Below are 13,251 nucleotides of genomic sequence, written 5' to 3'. Positions count from 1 at the left end.
ATATAGAGTTTTAAAAAGGAGGTTAGGTAAATTAATTATTTAGAAGAATTAAAAAATTTTGTTTATCTTCATTTGGAATCTCAGCGCGAAAAGCACACTGTTTATGAAGAAGTTCTTCACTCCATTACCAAAGAACACGGGATGACCGACGGTTCGTGGATTAGAGAATGGAGTAAACAGGGGGACATTCATCGAAAGAAACATCAGTTCATCCAAGCATGCCAATGTTATAACTTTGCTCGGTTCCCTTTTGTTGATGGACCAGAGCGCAAGGATGTGCAAACGAAATGTGTAGATGTTTTTCAAGAGTGGCTCTTAGACCAACAATTGAAGGTTGAGAAGGAAACAATTTATTTTAATGGGAATGAGTTCTCTGTGTATCTATCCAGTCAGAGAAAGGCTTCAAACCCACTTTTAATCGTAATGGGAGGCATTGTTTCCATTAAAGAACAGTGGCATCAATTTCTTATGGCTGGACCGAAAATGGGTTTTACCGTTGCCCTTGCAGAGTGTCCGGGGGTTGGTGAAAATAGCTTAGTTTATGATGAGAAGAGTCATGGAATGATTGGTGCGATCATGGACCAATTAGCAGGGCGTGTGAATGTAAATCAAACATACTTTGTTGGAATGAGTTTTGGAGGACAACTAGGAATAAAACAAGCGATAACAGATAAACGCATACAAGGGATTACGACAGTAGGTGCGCCAGTCTATCAATTCTATAATGAGCCAGGTTGGTTGGAACAATTACCTCTAATTACATTAAAAACGTTGGCACATTTAACTGAAATTCCGGAAGAGGAGATTGTCTGGAACATTAATCACTTTGCAATAAGTAAGAGTGAGATGACGAACTTAAAGATTCCAGTTCATTATGTTTTTAGTAACAAGGATGAAATTATTCCTCTTTCAGAGAAAGAGTTTCTCAAAAAACATGTTGCTCAATTGGAATTAATTGAATTTGATGATGTACATGGTTCGCCAAAACATATGCCGGAAATCCAAAAATATATTCCGTTGAGTGTTATGCGTCAGCAAAAAAGCAATCGAATACTAGTGAGATGGATGCTGGCCTTTCTTCTTGGAATTCAAAAAGAAAAACGGAAATTAAAATCTAGGAGTGAAACGATTGAACAAGAAGCGTAAGTGCGTTGTGACAGGTATAGGAATCCTCAGTGCCCTTGGCAGAGATAAAAAGGGTATTCTCAAAAAAATGAAAGCTGGAGAGACCGGAATTTCATCTATCAAATCGTTTGAATCCCAAGCATTTATAAGTCAAATAGGCGCCGAAGTAAATGATGAAAGCATCGAACATTCTATAAAAAGCATGAAATTGCAATCATACGATCGTTGTGCTCAGTTAGCTATCATTGCTACAGACGATGCTTTGGTTGACAGCGGAATTGATTTCATTGATCGAAAAAAGAAAATTGGTGTCACATTTGGGACCTGTAATGGAGGAATTAATTCTTTAGAGGAACATGGATCAATAGAAGGCGTGCAATCAGAGAAATTAAAACAATACCCTTTCTATAAACAAGCAGATAATCTTGCAACTCATTTTCACGTCACAGGTCCAGTTGTGACAATCAATACAGCTTGTGCGGCAAGTGGCAATGCTATTGGCCTTGCGAGGGATCTTATTAGTGAAGGGAAAGCTGACGTGATGATAGCTGGTGGTGCCGATTCAATGTCACCTACTGTATTTGCAGGGTTTAATGCCTTAAAGGCGTTAAATAAACAGCCGTGTTCACCTTATAATACAGAGTATGGATTAAGTCTAGGTGAAGGTGCTGCATTCCTTATTTTAGAGCCGCTCGATCGAGCGGTGGAGCGCGGAGCAAAGATTTACGCGGAAGTATCAGGCTACGGTTTGAGTAATGATGCTTATCATGAAACAGCACCTGATCCAGACGGCAAAGGAATTGAATTAGCAGTGAAGGCTGCATTACGAGATGCTCAAGTTCAATGCAACGAAATTGAGTATATTAATACCCATGGAACAGGTACAAAGGCGAACGATTCAGCGGAGATAAATGGGTTGGTATCGGTATTTAATGAACATTTCCCTCTTATCCCTTTTAGCTCAAGTAAAGCTTATTTTGGGCATAACCTGGGTGCAGCAGCTGCAATTGAATATGCAACAACATTACTCGCATTACAAGAAGATCTATTGCCAGCAACGGTTAATTTTAAAGAACATCGGGAAGGGTGTGCAAAAGACAACTTAATTACAAATCAGATGAAGCAAGGCTCACCGAAATATTTTTTATGCAACAACTCAGCCTTCGGTGGACACAATGCTTCGATCGTTTCCAAGAATGGAAAGTATGTTTCTTCAGAGAGCGAGCTGTATGTTACCCGCGAGAAAAAGCGCGTTGTCATTACAGGAATGTCTATGATAAGAGGAAATAGTGTCACTACAGGTAGCGAAGAAGCTAGCGTGTCTAGCCTAAAAGTAGAAGATGCTTCCCCGTTCTCATTGAAGCAATATAACGCCTCCTTGTTTCAAAGAAGGATGAATCGCTTGTCGCAGTTTAGTATTGGCGCAGCCGATATGGCTATAAACGATTCCAAGATGAATCGATCAAAAATAGGTGGTGATCAAATTGGTTTAGTTTACGGAACATCCAAAGGGACATTAGAAAGTGCTGAGAAGTATTTAAATAGCATTTTTAAAAACTCGATTGAACAAGCAAGTGCCATTTACTTTCCTGACATGGTTTTGAACTCTACTGCGGGGAAAATTAGTAAAAAATTAAGTCTAAATGGTTTTAGTAGTTCTTTAAGTACTGGGGGTAATGATGGGTTAATGAGCCTACATTATGGTTATGGGTCCGTTGCAAACGGAATCGTACCACAGTGTTTAGTAGGAGCGGGTGATGAAAAATCCGATTTATCCAATATGTTAGATGAGAATGAAGGGGTCGAACGCTCTTATCCTTCCATTGAAGGAAGCACGTTTCTAGTATTAAGTGACTTTGAAGTGGCCAAAACTCAAAACCAACCGATTTATGCGGAGGTAATTGGAGTAGGTGCATCATTTAGCCGAGAACCTTTGGCTGACACAGAAAGCAATGCTGTTACAGAAGCGCTGAGAAAGGCGAATCTTTCTTTAGAGGATATAGACCTAATTTTGACTGATTGGCATGGGAGAAGAGACAAAAAGGAGCATCCAATAGAATTTTTCAGAAAGCATGTCAATGAAGAAAGAATTATTTGTCTAAATGATCTTCTTGGTTACGGAGAATCAATCAGCTCCCTAAACCATCTTTATGCGGCAGCGAAGTATCTTCATAGTGGAGCCGTGCCATTTCTGCAATTAGATGAAATAGCGGCAACGAGAGAGAGTAATGTGGAATGCGAAAATAAACTGGCTTTGGTGTATAGCGTTACTCCAGAAGGAAATGAATCAGCTGCTATTCTTAGTAAGGTTTGTTAACGATTTAGTCGTCGTTTTACAATATAAAACAAAAATTAGGAGGAATTTATTATGAAAACAAATGAGGAAATTAAGCAGGTAATTAAACAAAATATTCTAATCGAGCGTCTTGAGTTGGAAGACTTAACTTGTGAAGAGATTGAGGACACAGAGGCTTTGTTTGGAGATGGTCTTGGGCTTGATTCTGTAGAAGCTTTGGATGTTGTAGCAGGAATTGAAGCAGAGTTTGGAGTTTCGCTTCAAGGGATGAGCGAAGAGGATATCCAGAAACATTTTTATTCAGTCGAAACATTAGGGGCTTTTATTGAAAAAAAACAAGCAGTTCAAGTATAACCTAATAGGTGGTCTGCTTTTAAAGTAAGACCACCTTCTTATCTTATCTATAAAGGAGTGAGACCGTTGATCGTTCAAGGTAAAGTTGTTTTACTGACTGGGGCTACCAAAGGAATAGGGAAAGCCATTTTTAAGCGTTTTTTAGAAGAAGGCGCACATATCGTAGGAATTTATTCTTCAGATGATCAGGCGGCTTTAGACCTGCAGAAAGAATTGAACTTAGATCAAAAAGGAAAAAGTTATTTAATTAAGGGTTCTGTTGTTGATCGAACATTCATTCGAGATACGATTGCTCAAGTAGTAAATACTCATGGTTCAATCGACGTGTTAATTAACAATGCTGGAGTGACTAATGATCAGTTTTTAATCAATATGAAAGAAGAACAATGGAGCAATGTTTATCATGTAAATTTTTTAGGAACCCATGTATGTACAACAGAAGCCCTTCCTTTTATGAAATCACAAAAAAGCGGATCCATTATAAACGTTGTATCTACAACGGGTGTCATTGGAAGAGAAGCTCAAAGTAATTATGGCGCATCAAAAGGATCGATCATGGGATTAACAAGATTATTATCAAGAAAATACGCTTGTGATGGAATTCGAATCAACTGCATAGCCCCTGGAATGATTAATACCTCGATGATTCATCATGTTCCAGAAAATAAAATTGATAACTTTCTTCATTTTACGAATGGGAAACGCTTAGGGTCTCCAGAAGAAGTCGCAAACACTGCTGTATTTCTAGCGAGTGATTTTAGCAACTACTTTAATGACACAGTTTTAAAAGTTGATGGTGGTTTTTTAAGATGAGGAGTGATGAATATGAATGAACTTGCCTTAGTAACGAATGGAGAGTCGTATTTTAATCAACACATTGCTCAGCACTTAAAAGATATTGGATTCAATGTGATAATCATTTTTCGTACCTTAGAAGGACAGTCAACATTTGAACAAAGCCTATCCATTGAAGGGGTACATACCCGTCTCATTGATAAGTTAGATGAAAGAGCAATGGAATTTTTGACGGGAGAGATTCAAGAAAAATGGGGAACATTGGATGTGCTGATTCATGGAAATGAAGAACTAGATGAGGAAAAATCATTAGCTGAGGATAGTGAGCGATTCGGTTACAAGATTGAAGCAATTTTTAATGAAATTTTCTTTTACAACAAGATGGCAACAAGTTTGATGATAAAGAAAAAGACGGGAAAAATTATATTTCCGTTGATTTATGACCCTCTTTATTATGCTGAATATTGCAGCTCACCTGTGTTAAACCAAGGAAAGATTTCGTTGATGAAGTGTTTAAGCAGAGAGTTAGGGGCATTCCGCATTAATGTTAATGCTATAACATTTGGATACCACCGGACAACCCAAGAAGGGAAAGAGTTAAAGGAGTTAAAAAGAAAAGTTGAAATATTTAGTCTTAAGCCACAATTGCCTCAATTAAAGGACATGATACCAGCATTAGACATGTTAGTCGCTCCCCCTGTCCAATATATTGGTGGGGAAAATATTCATATCGGAGTAGGTATAGAAACCAGTTTATAGGAGGAAATTCATGAAAATTCAAGTTTTAGGTGCGGGGCATTATCTTCCTGGAAGGAAAATAACAAATCGAGATATGGAAGACATTTTTTCTATAAGAGAAGATTGGATTAACCAATTAATCGGAACGAAGACACGTCATTTCTCAATTGATTTTAAGAAGAAAACAGTGGAGTACAGTCTAAAAGACATATGTGTTCGTGCGGCGGAGAGAGCCATAAAAAAAGCAAAGATCAATCGGGAATCCATTGATCTGCTAATTTTATCCACAGCCACGCCTGATCATCTTATGCCAGCAACAGTAAACTTAGTAGCGGATGAACTGGGAATGAATGGGGTAGCCACTTTTCAATTACAATCAGGATGTTCTGGAGCGGTTCAAGCAATTGAGATGGGGTGCCGATTGTTAGAGAGTCGTGTGTACAAACATGCGTTGGTCATAGGCGGAGATGTTTGTAACAAGTATATGGACGCAGAGCGGAATTTTTTGAACCTTCGTTCCTCGGAGTTAATTAATTATGCACTATTTGGAGACGGAGCTGGAGCCATTGTCTTGTCCAATTCACCTGAAAATAACCATACTGGTATTACTTTCGAAAATGTGTTAAATCGTTTTGTCGGTCAAGGGAGACCTCCTGGGCAAATCATGAATTGGTTCGGTCATTTACCAGAGAATATAAACGATATGGGCAAGAAAGAGCGCAGAAAGAAGTTTGAATCTGCAAAAGAAGATTACAAAGCAATTGAAGCCAGCGTACCCGAGATGACCAATGAAGTAATTGATGAGTTGTTAGCCATTGAAGGTTGGAATAGAGAAGATGTTGATCTTTTTCTTCCGCCGCAACTTTCCGGAATTATGACACAGAGAATTATAGATAGCTTGGGGATAAACACCGAGAAAACGATTAATTGTGTAGAAAAAACAGGGAATAATGGGAATGCGCTACCTTTTATACAATTAAACCTTTTAATCAAGTCTCTTAAACCTGGACAACGGGCAATGGGTATTGCTATTGAATCATCTAAATGGATCAAAACAGGTTTTACATTAACAAAGAGCTAGGGGGTATAGGTGATGAATGAAATGGAAGCCATTAAGAAGATGAAAAAAATTTGTCTTAATGAAAGCGATGAAGTGGTGCTAATGAACGCTATCAAACTTTGTGGTGAAGTATCTTCAAACAAACAAATCGAAAAAATGGGTCATTTATTGAGGAGAATAGACCAAACGAGTGTAGACCGCTTGGGATTGAAAAAAATAAGAGTAGCGATTATTAGTAATTTCAATGCAGATCCGTTGGCTCATTATATGCGGGGGTTGTTATTAAAAAATAAGCTTTGGGGCGAATTTTATGTTGCCGGTTTTAATCAATTTGAATTTGAGTTATTGAATACCGAGAGTGAATTATATCGTTTTAAGCCCCATCTAACAATGTGTTTATTAGATGAAACGTTTATTACCTCTGGCTTAGTAAAAGGGGAATATCACACGCATGACGTTATTCAGAAATTGAAAACAGAATCAAGACATCTTAAAAAGTTAGTGAAGCAATTTAAATCACATGGCACGGGCTACTTTGCCATCAATACGATTCCTTTACCAAAAGTGTTTCATGATAGCATTATTGATTACAAAACAAAGGCGTTATTAAGCAAAGAATGGCTTATGTTCAATGCGAAGGTGGCGCATTTGTCGACGCATATAGAGCAAGCTGTAACAATTGACACAGATGTGATGATGCAAGACGTCTCCTTATATAGAGACTCAAGGCTTTATTATGCTGGAGGCTATGGAATGTCTGATGAGTTGCTTGCCACTTTTGGTAAAGAAGGAGTGAAAATTGCTCGTAGTTTAATGGGACTAAATAAGAAAGTGGCGGTGCTCGACTTAGATGAGACACTTTGGGGAGGTATATTAGGTGATGATGGATTGGAAGGCATCCAATTAAACCAAACATATCCTGGGAACACCTATGTTGATTTTCAACATTACTTAAAACGATTGAAACAACAAGGTGTCTTATTGGCAATTAGCAGCAAAAATGAAGAAACGAATGTGCTAGACGTACTAGATAATCACCCAGTCATGATTTTAAAGAAGGAAGATTTTGTTGGAATAAAAGCAAATTGGCAACCGAAACATGAAAATATCAAAAACTTGGAAGAAGAATTAAACATAGGAATGAATCAATTTGTTTTTGTTGATGATAATCCATTTGAACAACAAATGGTTAAAGCTCATACAAATGTTGAAGTCCTTGACCTACCCCCAGATCCTTCTCTTTATGCAGGAGCTCTGCTCGAAGAAGGGTGGTTTAATACAGTGAAATTAACTGAAGAGGATTATAGCAGAACTACGAAATACATTCAATCAAAAAAAAGAGAGGCGTTCAAAGAGGAAAGTAATTCTATAGAAGATTATCTTGCTGGTCTGAATATAAAGGTGACCATCATTGAACATCCGAGTGAATTTGATATTCCTCGAATAGCTCAGTTAAGTACGCGTACCAACCAATTTAATCTTACGACGGTACGTTACAATGAAGTCGAAGTCAAGAAGATGGTCGCTGATCCTGCATACAGAGTACTTGGCTTTAGTGTTGCTGATCGATTCGGGGATAACGGGATTGTAGGAGCTGCTTTTATTAAAATAGATCAATCTCTTGATCATAACTGGAAAATTGAAAATATCGTGATGAGTTGTCGTGTTTTTTCAAGAGGAATTGAAACAGCAATAATAAAAACAATTCTTACTAAGGCGAATGAAGAAGGGGCTCATGAGGTGTTAGGATCCTTTATTCCAACCGCAAAGAATAAGGTGGTTGAGAGTTTGTTTTCAGACCATTACTTTCATTTGCTTTTACAAGATGGGAATCGAATGGTCTATAAACATAGATACGACAATATAAAGGACATTGGTTATTGGTTAACGATCGTTTCAAATAAGGAGGTTATTAAGCAATGAAAAACAGGGAAAGACTAGTAGCACTAATTGAAGAGGTGCTAGAAATAGAAGACGAGAATGTAAATCTACAGTCCAACATTAAAGAACTGGAAGCTTGGGATTCTGTAAATGCATTAAGAATACTGACAAATGTAGAAGCAGATTTTAACGTTAGACTTAATATGAAAGATTTTCTTGCTGCAAAGACAGTTGAGGAAATCTTCCGGTTGATTGAGGTTCAACATGTATAAAGAAACGAGCTTTCCTACTGCTAGAAGGCACACCTACTATTTTCTTGAACATGCTAAACAATTTAGCCCTGTATATTTGGACACCGAAGTTGATTTCTCCAAGGTAAATGATATTCGGAAGCAAATGAGAGATAAAGAAATAAAGTTAAGTTATATCTCATTTGTCATCTTCTCTATTACAAGGGTCCTTAAAAACTACCCAGAGGCCAATACAGCTATAAAAAAATCTCTTTTTCCAAGAGTAGTCTGGTATAAGCAGATGCATGCAAAGTTTACGATGGATAGAGATATAAACAATACAAGAGCTGTACTAAGCGGCCTAATTCCGAAAGCGGATGAGATGTCTTTAATCGAAATACAAGACACGCTAAACTATTATCGTGATAACTCGTTTGAAGACATAAAAGAATTTGGTCCTGTAAAAAAACTTCAAACCTTTCCTACTTTTATAGGGCAGTGGATCTATAACCGAACGATGAGCAAATCTAAAAAAAGAGAAAAGCTTCAAGGAACATTTACTGTAACGTCCCTGGGTCATCAGCCTATACGCTCATTTTATCCTATTATTTCGTCTACCACATGTTTTGGGGTAGGTGCTATACACGAAAGAGTCGTTTTGAAAAACAATTTACCCGAACCGGTTTCTTATCTCATTCTAAGCCTGGCTTTTGATCATCGGGCTATTGATGGAGCTATGGCAGCTGATATTCTAACAGACGTTAAAAATCATCTCGAAAAAGGAGAGTTTCTGTTATGAGAAAAAAATTCATCCCGCAAAAGGAACAATATGATTGTATTGTTATTGGCTCTGGCATGGGGGGGTTAAGTTCGGCAGTTTACCTTGCTCAACAAGGACAATCGGTGCTCGTCTTGGAGCAGCATTACCGAGCGGGAGGGTATGCTCATTCGTTCAAAAGAAAGAAATATACATTTGATTCTGCCGTTCGAATTGTGGCAGGTGCTGAAGATGGGGGGCTTCTCTATCGACTGTTACAAGAGGCTGGTTTGGAAAATAAACTCCCTTTTATTAAGCTAGATGAAGTATATAAAGCGAAGTATCCTGACTATCACTTTACAGTGCCAAGTAGTGTAGAAGGATTAGTTAATGTGTATAGTGAGCTTTTTCCAGAGGAAAGACACAATATTAAAGCACTAGTTGTCGAAATGGAAGCTTTATACTATGCCACAAGTAAGATGCTACAGGCTGAGAGTGCTTTTCCATTTCTTTCAGATCCTTACGTAAATAAATACAATAAGCAAACATTTCACGAGATGGTTTCGAGTTTTATCCGAGATCCAAAAGCCGTTTTTATGTTTTCCACACTGTGGGCTCATTTCGGAGTCCCGCCGACTCAGGGAAGTGCTATGTATTTCTCGTATGCAATCATGAATTATTTTAAGGATGGTATTTACTACTTAGAAGGTTCCTTTCAAAAAATGCCAGATGTTTTCGTTGAACGTATCGAGGAGCTTGGTGGAGAAGTTTGCCTACGCAATGAAGTTGAAGAAATAGTAGTAGATGAGGGTAATTATGCAAAGGGCGTTCGGTTAAAAAATGGGCGGACCATAGAAGCTAAAACAATTGTTTGTAACGGAGATTATTTAAAAATGATTCATAATCTTGTTGGAATTCACAAATTTCCCGGTCGTTATATAAAAAAAGCAGAACGTTTAAATCCGTCTCTTTCTGCATTTGAAGTATTTCTTGGCGTAAATATGCCTATTGATAAATTTAATATTGGTCATGAAACCTTTATCTATGAGGGGTATGATTATGATGATTTTTATCAAAAACATATGAACTTAAAGCAGTTAGGGCCTGAAGGATTAAGGGGCATTGCCATTTCATGCCCTTCTCTTGTGGATCGTTCGCTTGCTCCAGAAGGGAAACATACGGTTGCACTTACTACATTAGTTCCTTATGACATAGGTCAAAATTGGAAAGAAGTAAAACCTATTTATCAAGATCGAATGATCGAAATGGCAGAAAGTCTTATTCCTGGGTTGTCGGAAAATCTAGAGTGGGTTGAGTCAGCTACCCCTTTGACGATGGAACGTTACACCAAAAATAGTTTTGGGTCCATATATGGTTGGGAACAGAGCGGTGCCCAAATGAATGCAAGGCCCCAACATGAAACCCCAATTAAAGGGTTATATATATCAGGACAGTGGACCGATCCAGGTGGTAGTGTAGTCTCAGTCATTTTATCAGGCAGTAAATTAGCGAAAAAAATAAGCAAAAAAAATAATAAAGGCTTAGTAAAAGCGATCTAAAAGGAGGAGTGACATGCCAAAGACTGCAGCACGCTATATTGAAATTGACTTTCCGGAGAATAAAAATGCATTCAACCTGGAGATGGCAACGTTTCTTTTGAATTCAATAGAAGAAGCCGAATTAGATCCTGAATGTTATGTGATTGTGTTTAAAAGCAATCAAAGAGCATGCTTTTCAAGTGGTCCACGCCCGGCAGACCTCATAAATATGATAGAAAACGAAGGGACCGTTCAAATCGGAGAAATTATAAGTGTATTTAATCAAGTTCTTCTTAAAATAGCTCAATCAAGGAAATTTACTATAGCTGCTATTCATGGATACGCCTATGGAGGCGGGTTTAATTTAATGCTGCCATGTGATTATCGGATAGCTGTTGAACGAACAAAATTTATTGAAAACTTTTACGAAATGGGGATTACTCCTGATCTGGGAGCCAGTTATTTTTTACCGGAAATTTTGGGCTTCGAAAAGTCCCTGCATCTGTTGCTTCTGGAAGGACTATTTACAGGAAAAGAGGCGCTTGAATGGGGACTTATTCATGAAACTGCGCCAACTAAAAAAGAGATGATGGAGAAGGTAGAAACGATTTGCAACAAACTAATAAGGGGTCTTTCAAAACGGATCATTGAAACAAAGGAAATTCTTAAGACAAGTGGTAAGTCAACACTGGAAGATCAATTGGTTAGAGAAAAGCAGGCAATTCTTCTTTGTTTCGAAGAAAAGGCAGTACAAGAACGACTTAAAAGGACTAAAATTGTGAACGAGAAAGGTTGAGAGAATTATGGAGAAAAAATATCCAGCACCTCATGAAAAATTGAAGCAAGCAGCTCCTTTTTTATTCATCGATAAGATTGTTGATATGAGTGGAGACACGATCGTATGTCAAAAAAATGTATCTTACAATGAACCATATCTAAGTGGTCATTTTCCAGGAGAGCCAATTGTACCAGGCGTACTCCTCATTGAAATGGCAGCCCAGGCAAGCCTAATTTTGGCTGGTCAGAATAACAATGGTGAACAAGGTGGTCAAGAGAAAGGATACTTAGTAGAGAATAAAGGGTTTCGCTTTTTACGGAAAGCTGGACCTGGAGACACGCTTCTCATAAAAGTGACACTAACTGGTGGGGTTGGAAACTTTTTGACTGCAACTGCAAACATATCTAACTCTGATGGTGAAAAGGTTGCTAAAGGAAGTTTAACTTTTTATTTGCCAAAGGAGGTTGAAATTTATGAAAGAGTTTAATAAAGATGTATGTATTATCGGTGGAGGACCTGGTGGCGCTCTTCTTGGCTTGCTTCTTGCAAAACAAGGGATTGATGTTGCTGTTGTTGAGAGTAGAGCCGGTTTTAACCGTGAGTTTCGTGGCGAAACGATTGCTGCAGGATCGGTGGCATTTTTAGACCGTTTAGGTTTACTTGAAAAGTTAAATGAGCAAGGTTTCATCAAGGTGCAGGCAATTGAAATGTACGAGAAAGAGAATCTCTTATTTCAAGCAGATTTCAAAAATTTTAAACATCCACAGAAATACGGTATTGATATACCCCAACCAGCTGTACTTCAAACGATTATAGATGAGGCGGAGGAGTATTCTAATTTTGATATCTTGATGGGGACAACATGTACTGAGTTAATTCAAAAAGAGGGGAAGGTCCATGGGGTCATTTGCAAACAAAATAAAGAAATGATTCAATTTAATACTCGCCTTGTCGTAGGGGCTGATGGTCGTCACAGCCGGGTACGGAAATTAGCGGAATTTAAGACAAAGATAAAGCATTTTGATCGTGATCTGGTATGGTTCAAGTTGCCAAAACCTACCGGCTGGAAAGAAGCAAATACAATCAAGGTTAATAAGAATAATCATTTAATCATTTTGCCAACTTTTCCGGATATGCTAAGGGTAGGCACCTATATCCCAAAAGGAGGATACTTAGAAGCTAAAAACCATGGGATTGAGGAATTTAGAAATACGGTGAGTGACATGGAGCCGACCTTTAAGCCAATAATGGAAACCTACATTAAAAGTTGGAAAGATGTAACAATGCTAGACATCTTTACGACAGATACTGAAACATGGTCTAAGGATGGTCTTATTTTAATAGGTGATGCAGCACATACTTTATCTCCAGTTTTAGGTCAAGGTGTAAATATTGCAATGCAAGATTCTATTGAACTTGTTCCTTATATTGTAAAAGGGGTGCAAAACAATGCAAGTAGCGGCCCATTATCGAGTGAATTATTGAAGTCTTTCGAAAAGAAAAGAAAGAAAGAAATTAAGTTTGTTAGAAATTTTCAAGAAAGACAAGAAAAAACGCTTGCTGCTAAAACTCCTCTTGAAATTGCAATGCGTCGCATTAAGATGAAGGCTCTAAACCGTCTTCCATGGAAAATGTCTGTTATGAGTAAACTCCAGCATGGTATTGAGTATGGAAAAACGATTTAACGGGAGATGAGCGT

General features: G+C 38.0%; 13 protein-coding genes. All 13 read left to right on the top strand.

Annotated elements, in window-relative coordinates; all coding sequences use genetic code 11:
* Window positions 1–72: 72 nt before the first annotated feature.
* Window positions 73–1,146, top strand: a complete 1,074-nt coding sequence (locus BK584_RS11630) for an alpha/beta hydrolase (RefSeq protein WP_078392764.1) — start codon at window positions 73–75, stop codon at window positions 1,144–1,146.
* Window positions 1,130–3,442, top strand: a complete 2,313-nt coding sequence (locus BK584_RS11625) for a beta-ketoacyl-[acyl-carrier-protein] synthase family protein (RefSeq protein WP_245808842.1) — start codon at window positions 1,130–1,132, stop codon at window positions 3,440–3,442. The genes BK584_RS11630 and BK584_RS11625 overlap by 17 nt, the downstream gene beginning before the upstream one ends.
* 51 nt (window positions 3,443–3,493) lie before the next feature.
* Window positions 3,494–3,775 carry a phosphopantetheine-binding protein gene (locus BK584_RS11620; protein ID WP_078392763.1) on the top strand — a complete coding sequence of 94 codons (282 nt, stop codon included), beginning with the start codon at window positions 3,494–3,496 and terminating at the stop codon, window positions 3,773–3,775.
* Window positions 3,776–3,841: 66 nt separating this feature from the next.
* Window positions 3,842–4,588 carry an SDR family NAD(P)-dependent oxidoreductase gene (locus BK584_RS11615; RefSeq protein ID WP_078392762.1) on the top strand — a complete coding sequence of 249 codons (747 nt, stop codon included), beginning with the start codon at window positions 3,842–3,844 and terminating at the stop codon, window positions 4,586–4,588.
* A gap of 6 nt (window positions 4,589–4,594) precedes the next feature.
* The gene (locus tag BK584_RS11610) at window positions 4,595–5,329 is read left to right on the top strand and encodes an SDR family NAD(P)-dependent oxidoreductase (RefSeq protein ID WP_078392761.1); all 735 of its coding nucleotides are present in this window, start codon (window positions 4,595–4,597) and stop codon (window positions 5,327–5,329) included.
* A 10-nt stretch (window positions 5,330–5,339) separates the two neighbouring features.
* Entirely contained in the window at window positions 5,340–6,389 is a 1,050-nt protein-coding gene (locus BK584_RS11605) for a 3-oxoacyl-ACP synthase III family protein (RefSeq protein WP_078392760.1), read from the top strand.
* A gap of 12 nt (window positions 6,390–6,401) precedes the next feature.
* A complete protein-coding gene (locus tag BK584_RS11600) occupies window positions 6,402–8,291 on the top strand; it encodes an HAD-IIIC family phosphatase (RefSeq protein WP_078392759.1) in 1,890 nt (629 codons plus the stop codon).
* Window positions 8,288–8,521, top strand: coding sequence for an acyl carrier protein (locus BK584_RS11595; protein WP_078392758.1), 234 nt, complete (start codon window positions 8,288–8,290; stop codon window positions 8,519–8,521). Before BK584_RS11600 ends, BK584_RS11595 begins: the two co-directional genes overlap by 4 nt.
* Window positions 8,514–9,278: a 2-oxo acid dehydrogenase subunit E2 gene (locus tag BK584_RS11590; protein WP_078392757.1), complete on the top strand. Its 765-nt coding sequence runs from the start codon at window positions 8,514–8,516 to the stop codon at window positions 9,276–9,278. The genes BK584_RS11595 and BK584_RS11590 overlap by 8 nt, the downstream gene beginning before the upstream one ends.
* A complete protein-coding gene (locus BK584_RS11585; RefSeq protein ID WP_078392756.1) occupies window positions 9,275–10,795 on the top strand; it encodes a phytoene desaturase family protein in 1,521 nt (506 codons plus the stop codon). The genes BK584_RS11590 and BK584_RS11585 overlap by 4 nt, the downstream gene beginning before the upstream one ends.
* 13 nt (window positions 10,796–10,808) lie before the next feature.
* Window positions 10,809–11,570 (top strand): enoyl-CoA hydratase/isomerase family protein, encoded by a 762-nt coding sequence (locus BK584_RS11580; protein WP_078392755.1) that lies wholly within the window; start codon window positions 10,809–10,811, stop codon window positions 11,568–11,570.
* Between the two features lie 7 nt (window positions 11,571–11,577).
* On the top strand, window positions 11,578–12,039 hold the full coding sequence (locus tag BK584_RS11575; protein WP_078392754.1) for a 3-hydroxyacyl-ACP dehydratase FabZ family protein: 462 nt from the start codon (window positions 11,578–11,580) through the stop codon (window positions 12,037–12,039).
* Window positions 12,026–13,237 carry an FAD-dependent monooxygenase gene (locus tag BK584_RS11570; RefSeq protein ID WP_078392753.1) on the top strand — a complete coding sequence of 404 codons (1,212 nt, stop codon included), beginning with the start codon at window positions 12,026–12,028 and terminating at the stop codon, window positions 13,235–13,237. The genes BK584_RS11575 and BK584_RS11570 overlap by 14 nt, the downstream gene beginning before the upstream one ends.
* The last annotated feature ends 14 nt before the right edge of the window (window positions 13,238–13,251 follow it).

It is taken from the genome of Shouchella patagoniensis (assembly GCF_002019705.1).
GTDB classification, from domain to species: domain Bacteria; phylum Bacillota; class Bacilli; order Bacillales; family Bacillaceae_D; genus Shouchella; species Shouchella patagoniensis.
Note: the sequence above shows the minus strand (reverse complement) of the source record. Positions and strands in the feature narration are given on the sequence as shown.